Annotated in this window: 15 protein-coding genes; 8 read left to right on the top strand and 7 right to left on the bottom strand. The window is 42.4% G+C overall.

Annotated elements, in window-relative coordinates; translation table 11 throughout:
* Positions 1-68: 68 nt before the first annotated feature.
* From secF to CDG77_RS04370, 7 genes are all read right to left on the bottom strand, one after another.
* Entirely contained in the window at positions 69-1,055 is a 987-nt protein-coding gene (secF, locus tag CDG77_RS04405) for a protein translocase subunit SecF (protein WP_094328203.1), read from the bottom strand.
* Positions 1,052-2,464 (bottom strand): protein translocase subunit SecD, encoded by a 1,413-nt coding sequence (secD, locus tag CDG77_RS04400; protein ID WP_094328202.1) that lies wholly within the window; start codon positions 2,462-2,464, stop codon positions 1,052-1,054. The genes secF and secD overlap by 4 nt, the downstream gene beginning before the upstream one ends.
* Before the next feature lie 128 nt (positions 2,465-2,592).
* The gene (locus CDG77_RS04395) at positions 2,593-3,576 is read right to left on the bottom strand and encodes an alpha-ketoacid dehydrogenase subunit beta (protein WP_069070088.1); all 984 of its coding nucleotides are present in this window, start codon (positions 3,574-3,576) and stop codon (positions 2,593-2,595) included.
* Between the two features lie 391 nt (positions 3,577-3,967).
* Positions 3,968-4,330 (bottom strand): type II toxin-antitoxin system VapC family toxin, encoded by a 363-nt coding sequence (locus CDG77_RS04390; RefSeq protein ID WP_442946410.1) that lies wholly within the window; start codon positions 4,328-4,330, stop codon positions 3,968-3,970.
* A complete protein-coding gene (locus CDG77_RS04385; RefSeq protein WP_094328201.1) occupies positions 4,327-4,581 on the bottom strand; it encodes a hypothetical protein in 255 nt (84 codons plus the stop codon). The genes CDG77_RS04390 and CDG77_RS04385 overlap by 4 nt, the downstream gene beginning before the upstream one ends.
* A gap of 181 nt (positions 4,582-4,762) precedes the next feature.
* Entirely contained in the window at positions 4,763-5,743 is a 981-nt protein-coding gene (gene hemB / locus CDG77_RS04380; RefSeq protein WP_094328200.1) for a porphobilinogen synthase, read from the bottom strand.
* Positions 5,744-6,069: 326 nt separating this feature from the next.
* Positions 6,070-6,429, bottom strand: coding sequence for a DUF4870 domain-containing protein (locus CDG77_RS04370; protein ID WP_094328198.1), 360 nt, complete (start codon positions 6,427-6,429; stop codon positions 6,070-6,072).
* Between the two features lie 124 nt (positions 6,430-6,553).
* Between CDG77_RS04370 and prfC the strand changes: the two genes are divergently transcribed.
* From prfC to CDG77_RS04330, 8 genes are all read left to right on the top strand, one after another.
* On the top strand, positions 6,554-8,182 hold the full coding sequence (gene prfC / locus CDG77_RS04365) for a peptide chain release factor 3 (protein ID WP_094328197.1): 1,629 nt from the start codon (positions 6,554-6,556) through the stop codon (positions 8,180-8,182).
* 206 nt (positions 8,183-8,388) lie between these two features.
* The gene (locus CDG77_RS04360; protein WP_094328196.1) at positions 8,389-10,665 is read left to right on the top strand and encodes a M48 family metalloprotease; all 2,277 of its coding nucleotides are present in this window, start codon (positions 8,389-8,391) and stop codon (positions 10,663-10,665) included.
* 626 nt (positions 10,666-11,291) lie between these two features.
* Positions 11,292-11,801, top strand: coding sequence for an RNA recognition motif domain-containing protein (locus CDG77_RS04355; protein ID WP_094328195.1), 510 nt, complete (start codon positions 11,292-11,294; stop codon positions 11,799-11,801).
* Positions 11,802-12,183: 382 nt separating this feature from the next.
* Complete coding sequence (locus tag CDG77_RS04350) at positions 12,184-12,624, top strand: SufE family protein (protein WP_094328194.1); 441 nt, start codon at positions 12,184-12,186, stop codon at positions 12,622-12,624.
* A 94-nt stretch (positions 12,625-12,718) separates the two neighbouring features.
* Positions 12,719-13,624: an alpha/beta fold hydrolase gene (locus CDG77_RS04345; RefSeq protein ID WP_094328193.1), complete on the top strand. Its 906-nt coding sequence runs from the start codon at positions 12,719-12,721 to the stop codon at positions 13,622-13,624.
* A gap of 433 nt (positions 13,625-14,057) precedes the next feature.
* A complete protein-coding gene (locus CDG77_RS04340) occupies positions 14,058-14,858 on the top strand; it encodes an FkbM family methyltransferase (protein ID WP_094328192.1) in 801 nt (266 codons plus the stop codon).
* Positions 14,859-15,446: 588 nt separating this feature from the next.
* Positions 15,447-16,418 carry a CobW family GTP-binding protein gene (locus CDG77_RS04335; RefSeq protein WP_094328191.1) on the top strand — a complete coding sequence of 324 codons (972 nt, stop codon included), beginning with the start codon at positions 15,447-15,449 and terminating at the stop codon, positions 16,416-16,418.
* A gap of 90 nt (positions 16,419-16,508) precedes the next feature.
* A complete protein-coding gene (locus CDG77_RS04330) occupies positions 16,509-17,567 on the top strand; it encodes a WD40 repeat domain-containing protein (RefSeq protein ID WP_094328190.1) in 1,059 nt (352 codons plus the stop codon).
* Positions 17,568-17,760: the final 193 nt, after the last annotated feature.

Raw genomic sequence — 17,760 nt, 5'->3', positions numbered from 1 at the left:
GAATAAAATTCCAAAGCATGAGTGAGCAATTTAAAATGCTTTAACCCAATTGTGAAATGCACACAAGTTTAGCTATCCTGAGAACTAGCAGATGTATCAATCGGCTCTAAGCTTTCTACCACTTGGGATTGACTCTTTTCTCGCCACCAAGTCAGCAGAGTACTGGCGATGAAAATACTTGAGTAAGCTCCCATTGTGAAGCCAATAATCAAAGCTAGGGAAAAGTTTCTCAGCGTTTCTCCGCCAAATAGAAAGATTGCAGTTAATGTCAGCAAGACGGTTAAGGTCGTGTTGATGGATCTTGTCAGAGTTTGGTTAACCGCATCGTCTACAATTTCGGCAATTGGGCGTTCAGGATTGATTTTAATGGTTTCCCGAATGCGATCGTAAATTACCACTGTGTCGTTGACTGAGAAACCTGTAATGGTAAGTAAGGCGACGATAAAAAGGCTATCAACTTCGATGCCCGCTACCAAACCAAAAATTGAAAAAGCTCCGACTGTAATCAAGATATCGTGAAATAGAGCAACGATCGCAAACACAGCATAATCTAATTGGAAGCGGAAGCTCATATAGATAGTGATGCCAATGAAGGAAACTATCAGAGCTAATAGCCCAGACCTCAAAAGTTCTTTTCCTAACGTAGGGCCAACGGAGTCAATTTGGTTTTTTTGCGGGTCAAAAACCCCAATTTCTTCGCTTAAAGCATTTTGCAACTTGGTGCGCTGATCGACACCCAAATCTTTTGTCCGAATTAGTACACCATTTTCTGCACCATTTTCGGAGATAAGCTGAATGCTGCTATCACCTAGTCCCTGGGTTTTTGCTACTTCCCGAACAGCATTGATATTAATTGGCTTGTCGCAATTGCCTGGTTTAGTGCAATCTCGAACAAACTGTAACCTTGTACCACCGATAAAATCTAAACCGGGGCGTAATGGTGCGTGAATATTGGGTTGTTGCCAAGAAATCACCATTGAGATGAACCCAGCGAGAATGATCGCACTAGAAATAGTCCACCAAAGCGATCGCGATTTGTTAATACTCAGTTTCATGGAGTCACCTCTGCCTTATTCGATGTTGGCAGGTTTGGACAGAAAAGTTCTGTCTTCCGCAAAGAGGGAATTGAAATTGCTAAAAACAGCAATGTCCGACTACAAGTAATTGCGGTAAACATACTTACAGCCACCCCCAAAGCTAAGGTAAGAGCAAAACCTTTGACTAAACCAGACCCCAGCCAAAACAGAGCAGCACAAGCAATCCATGTAGTGACATTGCTATCTAAAATACTAGAAAATGCTCGGTAAAAACCAGATTCTACAGAACGATACAGAGATTTTCCGGCTCGTAATTCTTCCCGCGTCCGTTCAAAAATTAGCACGTTGGCATCAACCGCCATACCGATACTGAGGATAAAACCGGCAATTCCGGGCAAAGTTAGGGTAACACCCAATAAAGCAAAGGTTGCCCAAGTCAAGAGGGAATAAATCACTAGTGACACATCCGCAATTAGTCCTGGTAATCGATAGTAAAACACCATGAATATTAATACTAAAGTCAGACCACCAACCCCAGCATAAATACTGCTTTGAATACTATCTTTACCTAAAGTTGCCCCTACCGTCCGCCTTTCTGCGATTTCTACTGGTACGGGTAATGCGCCACCACGTAGCTGTACACCCAAGTTATTAGCTTCTTGTGCGGTAAACCGTCCTGTAATTACGGCAGAGCCACCAGCAATACCTGCGGCAGCAAATTCTATACCTACAGTAGGAGCGCTGATCAGTTCATTGTCTAGAAAAACACCAATACTCCGCCCAGTACCAGCAAGATTTTTGGTCAAATTGGCAAACAGTTCACCACCCTTTTGGTCGAAGCGAATGGTAACGTGCCAGTTGTTACCTTGAGTGGGTTCACCATAAGCATCCTTGAGGTATTTGCCACCTAGTGGTGGATTGGTGCTTTCAAACAATTCTGCGATCGCTTGATTGCTTTTTTGTAAATCTTCTTGATTCTTAGCTATTGCTGCTTTGTCAGTACTCTTTCTCAACTCTTCTTGCTTGACTTTCAATTCAGCCTTAGATGCTTGAAAAGCAAATAATTGGGTTTCTGTATTTGGCTTTTGGGTACGAAATTCTAACTGCGCCGTCCCCCCAAGCACCCGTTCGGCTTGCTCTGGATCGTTGACTCCTGGCAATTGTACCAATATTTTATCTGAGCCGACTGTTTGGATTACTGGTTCAGAAACACCCAGACCATTAATCCGACCTTCGACAACTTTCTTCACACCTTCCAATTCTCGTTCGGTGATTTTGGGAATTTCCGGTGATGGTTTTACCTGAATTGTTAGCTGTGAACCTCCCCGCAAGTCCAGTCCCAGGGGTATGGGAATTGTCGCAATCACCGTAAACGCGGCGATTATCAGGACTAAAATCAAAATTAATAGCGATCGCTGTCTTTGCATACCATAACTCGCAACTGACAAAGGCTATAATAGCGCTCTTTTATGGAGTTATGAGTAAGTATTGGGTACTGGGATCGGGGATTGGGAATGAGTTATCTTCCTAGTCCCCAGTCCCCAGTCCCCAATCCCTAGACTCGCAACGCCACCATTTTTTCTACAGCTTCCACGATTTGCTCTGGCTGGATGATTGTTAGTCGTTCCAGATTGCCGTTGTAAGGTGTGGGAATATCTTGGGAAGAAAGCCGCAGTACTGGCGCATCTAATTCATCGAATAAGCGATCGTTTATTGAGGCGATGACTTCTGCTCCAATACCCGCAGTTCGCATGGATTCTTCCACAACAATTACTTTATGGGTTTTACGTATTGATGCACCAATGGTATCAAAATCTAATGGCTTGAGTGATATTAAATCAATAACTTCTGGATCGTAACCTTGTTTTTCAAGTGTTTTTACCGCTTGCAGCACATGATGCCGCATCCGAGAATAAGTGATAATTGTGACATCTTTCCCTTCGCGCACAACTTCGGCTTTATCTAGGGGTAGTAAATATTCTTCTTCTGGTAAATCTTCTTTCAAGTTGTAAAGCAAAACGTGTTCAAAGAACAACACGGGGTTATCATCGCGGATTGCGGATTTTAGTAGTCCTTTAGCGTTTCTTGGTGTCGAGCAAGCAACAATCTTCAACCCTGGCACAGCTTGGAAGTAGGTTTCTAATCGTTGGGAATGTTCTGCACCTAACTGCCTTCCCACGCCTCCAGGACCGCGAATTACCATCGGAATTTTAAAGTTACCGCCAGAGGTATAACGCAGCATCCCAGCGTTGTTGGATATTTGGTTGAAGGCGAGCAATAAAAAGCCCATATTCATACCTTCGATGATCGGACGCAACCCAGTCATTGCTGCTCCTACTGCCATGCCAGTAAAGCTATTTTCAGCGATGGGGGTGTCTAGAATGCGGAGTTCGCCATATTTTTGGTACAGGTCTTTGGTAACTTTGTAGGAACCGCCGTAGTGTCCAACATCTTCACCGAGAACAAATACGCTGGAGTCACGCGCCATTTCTTCATCAATGGCTTCCCGTAAGGCGTTGAAAAATAGTGTTTCTGCCATTTAGACCTTTTAGTACGATTATAGTTTTAGAATTTTATCGTGCTGCTGTCGCAAATACGGTTAGCGATCGCACTAGTTAGAGATTGGTTTTTTTAAATGAACCGCCCAACGATAGAGCGAGTAATTGCCATAACTTATATCAAAGCCATTTTATTTCGATTTTATCGGTTTTATGAGCGATCGCTCCCCTTTTGGCAAATCGGCTGAACTTATTTACGTAATAAAACGTAGAATCAATGTGTGAAATATACTGAAGCAATTCTTTTCTACGAGTGGTGTCCTGTGAAAAAATTATAATTAAGTAGCGATCGCTATCCCCATAACACCCGCACAAAAGGCTTTTTCCGATAACGCCGATAAATATCAAAATAACTGTCCAAAGTAGCGTAGGCTAGCCCGGCGCAGGCATCGCAGCAATATCCAAACGCTCTGAAATGACAATCAAGGATAAATCTGCAAAATCCCCTGGTAAATCTCTGTACTGAGTATTCAACTCAGCAATGCGCGAAAAATCTTGCGGTAATAGTTGCTCACACTCATAGAGTTGTTTCGCAACATCTAGAAGAAACTCGTTTTGTGTACGCCAATCAAAGTTGAGCAACCACACCACTTCTGCAATACAAATGGGCGTAGTCACCAGCCTAGAAGTACAGTTTTCAAAGAAGCGACGCACCTGTTGGTGATACCGATCTCTAGCGCTGTAGTACGCAAACAAAAACCCGCTATCTGCGAGTATAAGCGGATAGTAGGTCATGAATGCCGCTTGTTGAGATATTGAGCGATCGCTTTCTTACGGTTTGAGCGTTCCGATAAATCCGTTGGTGCATCTTGTAGCAGATGTTCAGGGTGTCCACCCCGCCTCTCAACCAAAGTTTTATCCGCTTGCAAGGTTAGCCAGCGTTCAGCAATCAAGCGTCGAATCAACTCACTCTTGTCCGTTTGCTCGTGAGCTAAAATATCGGCTAGCTGCCGTTCTGTTTCTTCATCCAGCCTGACACTGAGCATAACTTTTATCCGATTTGCAATACACGTGTGACAAATATAACGCGGATGAGTTAATTTTTTTTGAATTTCGCACCAGCCAAACCTAAAATACAAAAAATCTCACGCCCAAACACCAAAACACAATTCTGCGTCTGAAGCGCCTCTGCGTGAGATTTCTTAAACTCTTACTCAATCGCCCACCTTACTTTAACCATCGCGCCGCATCTTTGGCATGATAAGTCAAAATCAAATCTGCACCAGCGCGTTTAAACCCAGTTAAAGTTTCCATAACCACACGCTCTTCATCAATCCAACCATTGAGAGCCGCAGCTTTTACCATCGCATACTCACCAGAAACATTGTAAGCCGCAACTGGTAAGTTACTCGCTTCCTTTACCCGCCAGATAATGTCCATGTATGCCAAGGCTGGCTTAACCATCAGCATATCAGCACCTTCAGCAATATCTAGTTCAATTTCTTTAATAGCTTCGCGGGCGTTACCTGGGTCCATTTGGTAAGTTCTTCTGTCCCCAAATTGCGGTGTCGAGTCTGCTGCATCCCGAAATGGGCCATAATAACCCGAAGCATACTTGGCAGCATAAGACATAATCGGTGTATCTTGAAATCCTGCTTCATCCAAACCCTGACGAATTGCCTGGACAAAGCCATCCATCATCCCAGAAGGCGCGATGATATCAGCACCGGCTTTCGCTTGAGAAACTGCTGTTTTTTTCAACAATTCCAGAGTTGGATCATTTAAAACTCGTCCTGTTAAATCACCAACTTGCAGATAACCACAATGACCGTGGCTAGTGTACTCACATAAACAAGTATCAGCGATTACAATCAAATCTGGTACTGCTGCTTTTACCGCCGTTGCTGCTTTTTGGACGATACCGCAATCATGCCAAGCGCCAGTGGCATCTACATCTTTATCAGCCGGAATACCAAATAAAATAATAGAAGGAATTCCTAAGTCATAAACTTCTTTTGCCTCTTCAACTATTTTATCTACCGAAAGTTGGTAGACTCCGGGCATCGATTTCACCTCATTAGCAATTCCCTCACCCGGTACAGCAAATAATGGGTAGATTAAATCGTTTGTTGTTAAAACAGTTTCACGAACCATCCGACGCAGTTGGGGATGAGTACGCAGACGACGGGGGCGATGTGTAGGAAACATAAAATTTTATGAAGAAAAACAACGCAAATGGACACAAAATAAAGCGTCACAAAAGCAGGCTAAAATTTTCCTGCCGTCAGACAGACTACAAACAGTGCTTAACTGTCGTTTGCCCTACTCTTAATCAAGTTGTGGGGCAATTTTGTATTCTACAGCTTGGTTGCACCTATCCGACGGACTGGAAAAAAAACAACATAAGCAATTCAAAATTCAAAATCGTAAGACTCTATGTTGGCAAAATCCTAGCGATTGGTTGTGTACAAACTCAAGGCACAACAGCTTAATAAAAATAACTGACAATTCCCAATGCCCAATGATAATTTCTTCTAAAAAACTCGAAAAATGTAGGGATAACGAAAAGGTATATCAGGATTGTTGAAAACTCCGATGAGCGCCCAAATTGTTAATCCCCAGTGTAATAGATATCCCAGACCTGCTAGTGGTCCCAACAATAATAGAGGTAACACTAACCAGCCGAATAGAAAAAACAGCGCTCCTAGAATTGCGCCATAAAGCCAGACATTAAAGTGGAAATTGATGGATTCTTTAGCGTTTTCTTTAACAACAGGATCGTCAGATACGAGCAGTATGGCAATAGGTATACCTACAGATACCACTGTTGTGCTGAAAAAAATGGCTCCATGAGACAAGGCAGATAGAAGCTTTCGCTTGTCTGTGTCGTACATTGCTTTCTCCTATTTAATCAGATTGTTGGTTATACTACGACCCTATCACGAGCATCGTTGTCTTAAGATTAAAAGACTTGCCAGAGTCAAAAAAAATTAAGCTAGCTGACAAACAAATACATTTATGTCTACTGAACTTCAGTCTGAACTTATTCAAGCAGTTGAACTTCGCCGCAACTTTGCGATTATATCTCACCCCGATGCAGGTAAAACTACACTAACAGAAAAGCTACTGCTGTACGGAGGTGCAATTCACGAAGCTGGGGCCGTCAAAGCGCGACGGGCACAGCGTAAGGCTACCTCTGACTGGATGGCAATGGAACAACAACGGGGCATTTCCATTACCTCCACAGTGTTGCAATTTGAATACAAGAACTGTCAAATAAATTTATTAGACACTCCCGGACACCAAGATTTCAGTGAAGATACTTATCGCACTCTCGCCGCCGCCGATAATGCAGTGATGTTAATTGATGCGGCAAAAGGTTTGGAACCCCAAACCCGCAAATTATTTGAAGTGTGTAAGTTGCGGGGTATTCCGATTTTTACATTTATCAACAAGCTCGATCGCCCAGGAAGGGAACCTCTAGAACTGTTGGATGAAATTGAGCAAGAATTGGGATTGCAAACCTATGCAGTCAATTGGCCGATTGGCATGGGCGATCGCTTTAAAGGTGTTTTTGATCGACACAAACAACAAATTCACCTGTTTGAACGCAGTGCCCACGGCAGCCGAGAAGCCCGTGATACCATAGTGGAATTAGGCGATCCAAAAATAGAAGAACAGCTACAACAAGACCTCTACTACCAACTGAAAAATGATTTAGAACTCTTAGAAGGAGTTGGCCCGGAGCTAGATTTGCAATTGGTACACGAAGGCAAGATGACACCCGTGTTCTTTGGTAGTGCCATGACTAACTTTGGGGTAGAGTTATTCCTCAAGTACTTCCTCGACTATGCCCTCAAACCCGGTTCTCATCACAGTAGTGTGGGCGAAGTCGCTCCTACCTACCCGGAATTTTCAGGGTTTGTCTTTAAACTGCAAGCGAACATGGACCCGAAACACCGCGATCGCGTTGCATTTATCCGGGTCTGTACTGGTAAGTTTGAAAAAGATATGATGGTGAATCACGCCCGCATTGGTAAACTTATCCGTCTGTCTCGCCCGCAAAAACTCTTTGCTCAAGAGCGGGAATCGATTGATGTGGCTTATCCTGGCGATGTGATTGGTTTGAACAATCCCGGTGTTTTTGCGATCGGGGATACAATTTACACGGGACAAAAGCTCGAATATGAAGGGATTCCGTATTTTTCGCCGGAACTGTTTGCATCTCTGAGGAATCCCAACCCCTCGAAGTCAAAACAATTCCAAAAAGGCGTTGCGGAATTGCGAGAAGAAGGTGCTGTGCAAATTATGTATTCAACTGATGAAGCCAAGCGCGATCCAATTTTGGCGGCGGTGGGTCAGTTGCAATTCGAGGTAGTGCAGTTTCGCTTACAAAATGAGTATGGTGTAGAAACCATATTAGATTTATTACCCTACAGTGTCGCCCGTTGGGTTGAGGGTGGTTGGGAAGCATTAGAAAAGGTGGGACGAATATTCAATACCACTACAGTTAAAGACAGTATGGGACGACCAGTGTTGTTATTCCGCAATGAATGGAATTGTCAACAGTTACTGGGCGACCATCCAGAGTTAAAATTAAGCGCGATCGCTCCAGTATTTTCTAGTCAACAATCAGTGGAAGAATGAAGAAGAATACAGAATCCAGAATTCAGTTGAGTCTTCATCTGAATTCTGACGGAGCCGGAGACGCTCCGGCTCTACTGCTGAATTCTTTCTCGATCAATTCACTTAGACAAGCAAAACTTGGGTGCGGTTGATTTCCACGGCATCCGAGGTTCGCGCTTTTGCACAAACGTGGATCACTTAGAAGAGATTGGAGTGCCAGAATTTGTATGCCTTCACATGCCAAACCGTCTTTGGAGGCTGGTTTAGTTGCCCTCAAACAGGGAAATTACCAAACAGCGATCGCTCAACTAGAACCTATTGCTAGCAGCCAAAATAATGGTACTGCTAGCTTACAAGCCCAGGTTGGTTTAGTGATGGCTTATGCTCGCACTGGCGAAGTTCCTAAGGCGATCGCTATTTCCCAGAATCTCATTGAGAGTAACAATCCACAAGTTCAAGAGTGGGCAACACGCGCTCTCGAACACCTAACAAAACGTAAAAAACCCGATCGAGAATCAAAAACTGTCGAAACTGGATTTGTTGCTTTTGAGAATTCAACCCCAAATTCAACCCCAAATTCAATCCCGATAACTCCTACATTAGAGGAAAAGCCAGAAGATCGAGTAATAGAAACCAAAAGCGACGACACTCCCGACACCCCCGCGATGGTGCCACTAACTAGACTCAAAGCCACAGTAGCGACACCCTTACCACAACCTGCTACACCCCTAAACGGCTTCATGGGTTCTGTTACCCGCACCCAAGCCAAATTATTCGGCGTTATTTATTGGCGGCAAGCACAACGTGCCAGAGCATGGCAACCACTACGCAAACCGAAATTAATTCCCTTGCGACTACTGGCAGCAGGGACATTTATCGCCCTGTTTTGGGTGATGCGAGAAATCCTTAAGTTGGCAATGGGATTAATCAACCAAACTTTAGTCAAACTACCTTATCTGGAGCCGTTACAGCTTTTATACCGCGACCCTACTAAATTGTTGCTGATAGTATTAGCGATCTTGATGGCAATATCACCTTGGTTGCTGGATCTGCTACTGGCAAAGTTGTATGGTCAGCGAGAATTTCCTAAAGATGTATTGAATGCCCATAGCCGTGAAGCTGTTAGGGTACTTCAACGTTGCAGCCAACAGCGCCACTGGCCGTTACCCAAATTACGAATTTTACCAATGGCTGCACCAATCATCCTGACCTACGGTATTTTACCACGTAATGCCAGGATTGTTGTGAGTCAAGGGCTATTAGAGCAACTAGCAGATGATGAAATCGCCACTATCTACGCCACGCAGCTAGGGCATATTGCTCACTGGGATTTTGCTGTGATGTCTTTGTTGCTGCTGGTAACACTACCAATCCATAAGCTATATCAGCAAGTTTCGCAGTTAGGAGACAAGATATCAGGCAAAATTTGGCGCTGGCCGGTGACGATTCTAGCTAGTGTAGTTTATGGAGTTTGGTGTTTACTGACTGGGACTGGATTGTGGTTGTCGCGGTTGCGGCTTTATTATAGCGATCGCGTCGCTGCTGAAATTACTGGTAATCCCAACGCCCTGATTCGGGCTTTACTTAAAATTGCTATTGGCATTGCAGCTGATATCCAAAAACAGGAAGAGACAAGTTGGCAACTGGAAAGCTTAAATCTGTTGACACCAGTTAGCCATCAGCAGAGTCTTGCTTTGGGCACTATTGCTAGCAATTTATCTTTTGAATCATTTTTGAAGTGGGATACTGCCAATCCCTATCGACGATGGTTTACGATTAATAATAGTCATCCTTTGATGGGCGATCGCATCGAACGCCTCTGCCAAATCGCCCGTCACTGGCATCTAGACACTGAACTACATTTTGCTAGCGTTCCATCAAAGGTGAAGCGTCAGTCTTTCTTATTACAAATTGCTCCCTGGTTGGGAATTCCTTTAGGGGTTCTGTTTGCAGCTTTGGTCTGGCTAACGTGGCAACTAGCATTCACACTCAAGTTTTTAAATCTAAAGTGGATATATGAAGATTGGTCTTTCATTACAGGCTGCCTTCTAATTGGCTTTAGCATCGGTACAGTAATGCGGATTAATTCTTTTTTCCCCGATATTAAACCCGCTACTGTGCAAACTGACGACTACCTGCCCAACCTCTTAGCTGACCCTTCTGCCTTACCTATTGATAGTGTCAGCGTGCGCCTGGTGGGCAAACTATTAGGTCGTCAAGGCACTAGCAACTCCCTAGCGCAAGATTTAATCTTTCAATCCAGCGCGGGTTTGGTGAAATTGCACCACATTTCTTGGCTAGGACAGTCAGTTAATCACCAGGATCTCATTGGTCGGCAAATTATCGTTACAGGTTGGTTCCGCCGAGGAGCAACACCTTGGATCGATATCCAAACCCTGGAAACCCAAAGTGGTAAAACCATTTATAGCCCTCATCCCATCTGGTCTACTTTTTTGGCAGTTGCAGCACAGGCTTGGGGCGCATACGTTTTTCTCACTGGTTAGTCATTAGTTATTTGCAAATGACAACTGACAAACGACAAACCAAAATGTAAACAAAAGTTGCAGGTTTTCTTTCAAAGTGTTACATTTATTTACACAAACAATAGCAGCCAAGATAACTCAGCACTACAGCTTAGTTAAAAACTCGGATGCTTTCCACCCCTCCATACCTTTTTATCCTCCCAACACAGCAGGAAATCAACCAGCCACCGGCTGGTTTTTGTTTCAAAACATGCTCTCTTGAATCAAAAAATGTGTTTTATGTTACGATGCAGTAATACTAACGTCGGAAATGTATGCGCTAAACTAGCTACGTAGAAAATACCGTGGTAATGTAAGGAATGGTATTTGATTCTGCGAAAAAGGCATGGAAGAAAGCGTGTACTTTAGCAGGCAATAGGCTATTAAATTTACAATTCTTAGAATTAAGGTGTTATTAGCTCACCATAGTGTGGGCCTTTGGATTAAACAAGCTTGATCCCGACGAAAAACTGTATTGTATAAGTTGACAGTTTCGAGCAAAAAATTGGTTGATGGCAGTCTTGGTCAATAGCATCTATTTAAAAGTCCAAAGCCAAGTAATTGTTTTCTTGCCTTGCCATGTTCATTTAACTCTGGAGGTATAGTTCATGTCCGTTCGCCTATATATAGGTAATTTGCCTAAAGAAGAAATCGACCGTCAGGATCTGCAAGCAGTTTTTGCAGCAGAAGGTGAAGCTGTAACTACTAAATTAATTAAAGACCGCAAAACTGGCAAATGCCGTGGTTTTGGTTTTCTTACCGTCAACAATGACGAACAAGCTGACGAAATCATTGAAAAGTATAATGGTCAGATGTTTAAAGACACTGCCATTAAGCTAGAAAAGGCATTACCTCGCACAAAGGGTGAAGAGGGCGACGAGCAAGCTCCAAAACCAGTTAGTCTTAATGCTAGTAGTACACCTACTCCTACTCCTAATAGAGAAGGTAGCCGTCGCGAGAAAAGCTCTAAGAAGCCTCGTCGGGGCGGCGGTGGCGGCGGTTCTCGCGAAAACAGCACAACAACAACAACCGATTCAGACGCTATTCGTCCAGATCCTCGTTGGGCTTCGGAATTAGAAAAGCTGAAGCAGATGCTAGCTGCACAAACTACGAATTAATCCTTAAGGCAGAGAAATTAAAAATTAAAAGTCAGAATTTTTTTGATTTTTAATTTTTAATTGTTGACATCGCCTAGCTGCTTAGTTAAAAGCTACTTGCAGCTATTTTTGTAAGTATATACTTATACAACATAAATTGTATAGAGTTAGTGTTAAAGCCTGCTTATAAAAAAATTAAGTTTTTGTAATTAGACGGATTAAAAACCTAACTGAATATGAATGCGGTGCCTACGACGGGCTGCGCCTACGCAAGAATTATCTGGATTTGATAAATTAGAGTCAGTAATGGCAGGTTTGATAATGCCAAGAGAATCGGAGGCATCGCTCTCAAGATAATTTTAATTTACACTCAAGGTAAGACCGATCGTTTGCAGCTTCTGTTATGTCCTCAACTCTAGATTCTTTGCCACCTGCGCTTGCTAAAATTGTCCAGCGCTTTCAACGCGCTTCCGAACCGAAGCGGCGCTACGAACAGCTAATCTGGTATGCTCAGAAGCTCAATGAGTTCCCAGAAGCTAATAAGTTACCTGACAATAAAGTTCCTGGTTGCGTGTCTCAAGTTTATATCACAGCAACCTTGGATGACGGTAAAGTTGTGTTTCAGGGCGAGTCTGATTCTCAGTTAACCAAAGGATTAGTAGGGCTGCTAGTTGAAGGATTGCAAGGACTAACGCCAACTGAGATTGTCCAACTTACCCCAGATTTTATTCAAGAAACAGGTTTAAATGTTAGTCTGACACCTTCCCGCGCTAATGGATTTTACAACATTTTTAAAACCATGCAAAAAAAAGCGTTGGAGTGTAAGTTAGATTTACCTAGCTAAACTTGGTTATTAGTCATTGGTCATTGGTCATTGGTCATTAGTAAAGGACAACTGACAAATGACTAATAACGTAAAATTACCAAAATTTAGTCTCATGCCAACAAATTTATTATCTACCTCTGTTGCTACTGGCTTTGGTGGAATAGTTCAAGAATATCTCTGGAATTGGGAAAATCAGCAATTGCGCGTTGTTTATGAAACCCTTGGTAAAGGTTCACCGTTATTGCTATTACCATCTTTCAGCAGTGTCTCGACACGTTCGGAAGTAGGCGAACTTGCCAAGTTACTAGCTCCCAATTTTCAAGTTGTAGCCATAGATTGGCCTGGTTTTGGTGAATCTTCTCGCCCTAGCTTGGATTACCGACCAGAAATATATCAGCACTTTCTAGAAGATTTTGTCAAAGCTGTTTTTAATACTCCGATTACTGCGATCGCGACTGGTCATGCTGCTAGTTACGTTTTACAATTAGCTGTGAAGCAGGTTGCTTTCTCACGGATTGTATTGTTAGCTCCTACTTGGCGTGGGCCTTTGCCGACAATGGGGGCAAGTCAGCAAATAGCTGGCATTGTCAGAGGATTGGTGCGATCGCCTATACTTGGTCAAGCTCTCTACAAACTCAACACTACCCAATCTTTCTTAAGTTTCATGTACCGCCGTCATGTTTTTACTGACGCAGCTAAAATTACACCCAGTTTCATTGAGCAGAAATGGGAAACAACTCAACAACCAGGAGCGCGATTTGCATCTGCTGCCTTTGTAACTGGTAATCTTGATGCTGTACGCGAACAGTCAGATTTTCTCGAACTTGTGCAGTCTTTAACCGTACCGCTCATGGTAGTAATTGGGGAATCTAGCCCCCCAAAATCACGAGAAGAAATGAACGCTTTGGTAGCCTTACCAGGTGTGAGAAGCGTTGTTATTCCTGGTTCTCTGGGACTACATGAAGAATACCCAGCAGTTGTTTTAGAAGCAGTTCAAGATTTTTTGTTCTCTCCATAAAATTACCTCACCTTTGTTTTTCTGCATCTGGAGTGCTTCTAGGTGAGATAAAAACATTGCAACCTCGTGGCAAGTCAGGCATTAACTCTTTCTCCGTCTGCTCTCCTGCCCTTCTTGGGCTAGAATGATTATGAGTATCATTCTCTGGTACTCATACCTAAAGTCGTAGAGAAACCTAGTGGTGCAATAAACCAAAAAGTTGAGTGCAATAGATGCAGATGCTTACCCTGTTTTAGTTACTCGCTTTTTTGATCGGGTAGTGTTTATTGAAACCACCACCCTTGTCCATATAAGTATAATTTTTATTTGGAATGATGATTATCATGTATATTTAGCAAATATATTCACAGGAATAACGATTTCAGTTTCAATAAACATATTGCATTAGTTTGATGACTATAATGCTTACTGAAGAATCTATTAAATAATAAATATGGATAAAAACTTAATTATAGATGTTGGTGTTCACACAGGTGAAGATAGTGAGTTTTATCTCAAAAAAGGATTTCGAGTTATTGGTATCGAAGCTAACCCTGATATTTATGAGGATACTAAGAAAAAATTAGGTGCATACATAGAAACTGGTCAGCTTATTCTACTCAATGTTGCTGTATCATCTCAAAATCAATCAGTTACTTTTTACGTCAACTTGGACAAAAGTTTCTGGAGTACAACTTCATTAGATTTTGTGCGTCGAAATGAATTTTTTGGTACAAGTTCTACTGCCATAACTGTAGAAGGACGTACATTTGAAAATATTTTACAGGAGTTTGGCATCCCCTATTATCTCAAAGTTGATATTGAAGGTGCTGATATATTATGCTTACAGGCTTTACACAAGTTTGAAACCAAACCTCAGTTTCTATCTATAGAATCTGCACAGACATCATGGAACGATCTGTTAGCAGAATTAGCGCTCTTAAAAGAACTTGGTTATAAAAAATTTAAAGCTATCAACCAAAAAGACGTACCTAAGCAAGTCTGTCCATTTCCAGCCAAAGAAGGTGAATATATAAAACATCAGTTTGAATACGGTGCTAGTGGAATTTTTGGAGAAGAAACACCAGGTAATTGGCTATCTGAAACTGAAGTATTAAAAGTCTATAAATATGTTTTTTTACAATATAGATTATTTGAATCCAACGGATTTTTCAACCAATTTTCTTTAGGAAAGATGCTTTTAGATAAACTCCAACTGAAACTTGCTTGGTACGATACTCATGCTAGTCTTTGACCTTTATAGGATAAGGGGAAAATCCTCTCCTTGTCGCCTAGTTATCTTCGATGAAACCTATGTATTATTAACATCTTTCTTAGTAAAAAAGCAAAATTTTGTGAACTAGAGATAGCAGTAGTTTCAGCGATTGAAGTCAGGAATTGATAAACAGGCGATCGCCATCCGTGAAAGTAAAAAAACTGATTTATACAGGTGATTGATAAACTGAGTTTATTAAATCCGATCTAAAGGCTCAAGCAAAATTAGATAGTTAGCTCAACTGAGTTTCGGAAAAAATAAATAATATATTAATACAGTTTTTTACACAAAAATTAACTATGACAGGTATCTAACTCGTTGCGATCCCTTCTGTACGAGAGGCTACGCCAAGCAAGGTGTGAGCTTTTCTTCTCCTGTCGGAGACGCTGCGCGAACGAGACGCTAATCCAGAACTTTTCGGTCTACTGAAAATAAAATATTTCTCTATTAAATTATGTGATGATTTTGCTGAAAGCCAAAAGAAAAGCAAGTTCGCACAAAAATATAAAAAGATTTATCATAGGCGATAATGATTATCCACAAGGTAAGACAAGGGGAATTTAGAGTATGGTGGCTGACGTAATCAACAATTCAGTTCCCGTTACTGTTCTTACAGGCTATTTGGGAGCAGGTAAAACGACTCTACTCAATCACATCCTCACCTACGAACACGGCAAAAAAGTTGCTGTGATTGTCAATGAATTTGGGGAAGTGGGTATTGATAATCAATTGATTATCGATGCGGATGAAGAAATATTTGAAATGAATAATGGCTGTATCTGTTGTACAGTACGCGGCGATTTAATTCGCATCATTGGCAATTTGATGAAGCGGCGCGATAAATTTGACCATTTAGTAATTGAAACAACTGGATTAGCCGACCCTGCACCAGTGATTCAGACATTTTTTGTGGATGAAGATTTGCAAAGCCAACTGTCTCTAGACGCAGTGGTGACAGTCGTAGATGCCAAGCATATTTGGCAACATTGGGATGCAGACGAAGCACAAGAACAGATTGCTTTTGCCGATGTAATTTTACTTAATAAAACAGATTTGGTCGCGCCAGAAGAGTTGGATGAATTAGAAAAACGGATTCGGGCGATGAATGCGATCGCAAAAATCTACCGGACTCAAAATTCTGAACTAGGAATGGATGCTTTATTAGGTGTAAAAGCTTTTGATTTAGATCGTGCATTAGAGATCGATCCAGATTTCTTAGGCGAAGATGCCCACGTACACGATGAAACGGTCTTTTCAGTGGCTTTAGTAGAAGCAGGTGCAGTAGATGGAGAAAAATTAAACGCTTGGCTTTCGGAGTTACTGCGTACCCAAGGCCCAGATATTTTTCGGATGAAAGGCATTTTAAATATTGCCGGAGAAGAGAATCGATTTGTATTCCAAGGCGTACACATGATATTTGATGGCAAACCCGATCGCCCCTGGAAACCCAGCGAAACTCCCAAAAACGAACTAGTTTTCATCGGTCGCAACCTTGATGCAGCCCAACTCAAGCAAGATTTTCTCGCTTGTCTAGCTTAAAAGGGGATTGGGGAGTGGGAATTCGGGATTGATAACAATTCAGTCCCCAGTCCCCAGTCCCCAGTCCCTAGTACCCAGTACCTAAGAAATATGAACTCCACAACCAAATCTAAGGAATTTGAACAACACTATTCGGGGATACTTTCAGATTATGTAACTGCGATCGCTTGGTCGCCACAAGGTAAAATTTTAGCAGCAACTTCCGCCGCAGGGGAAGTTGTTCTGTGGAATGATGGCGAACTTACAACCTTACAAACTGGTAACGGTAAATCAGTAGACTGTCTGGCATTTTCGCCAGATGGAAAATTTTTAGCCGTTGGCGGACAAGATGGACAGGTCAAAATTTGGCAGAATACTGAATTAATCGCCACGCTGGAAAATGCCCCCGCATGGGTTGACAAGCTAGCTTGGAATTACACCAGTAACCAACTGGCTTTTAGTTTGGGGCGTTACGTGCAAGTTTGGGATGCAGACACTCGTGAAATTGTCGTAACGCTAAATTTCGACAACTCTTCAGTTTTGGGTATAGATTGGCGTATTGACGGAGAATACTTGGCCATTAGTGGTTACAAGGGAGTGAAAATTTGGCATAGTCAAAACTGGGATGAAGAACCATATAGCCTAGATATGACCACTGTCAGTTTAGCGATGGCTTGGTCGCCTGATGGCAAATACCTGGCTTCTGGCAACATGGATCGTAGTGTCACTGTTTTGGAATGGAATAATCCCGACCCTTGGGTAATGCGTGGCTTCCCTGGTAAAATTCGCCAATTGGCATGGTCAGAAGCTATCACTAAAGTGGGTGCGCCAATACTCGCATCTTCTAGCGTTGAAGGGATTGTGGTGTGGGAAAAGCTAGAGGATGATACTTTAGGTTGGGAAGCACGAGTATTAACTAATCATGTGGGCACGATCAATGCGATCGCTTTTGCACCAAAAAGCTTCCTTCTCGCTTCTGCTGCTGCTGACGGCTGGTTGTGTTTGTGGAACCAAGCTAAGGAAGTATCCCAAATTATCACAGGTGTCTCAGGAGGTTTTTCAGCCTTAGCTTGGCATCCCCAAGGTAAGTTACTAGCCGCAGGCGGCGAGCAAGGCGAATTAGTTATTTGGTCAAAGGTTTTGCGGGGTCAAGGATTTGGGCGCAGCTAAAATAATTCGTAATTCGTAATTTTTGGGTTTAATTACCCTTCTGCCAAAAGGAGAGGCTAAGTCCAAGTCTAAGTAAGTGGGCGGGAAAATTTATAACTATGGAACGAAAGTTTGACCAGAACGATTAGATTCAAATTTTACACGAGGCTTTACCGACTTCCGTGGATTAAAACAACCTTAATTTTCTTTTAGC

This window comes from Nostoc sp. 'Peltigera membranacea cyanobiont' 213 (assembly GCF_002245975.1).
Taxonomy (GTDB): Bacteria; Cyanobacteriota; Cyanobacteriia; order Cyanobacteriales; family Nostocaceae; genus Nostoc.
Note: the sequence above shows the minus strand (reverse complement) of the source record. Positions and strands in the feature narration are given on the sequence as shown.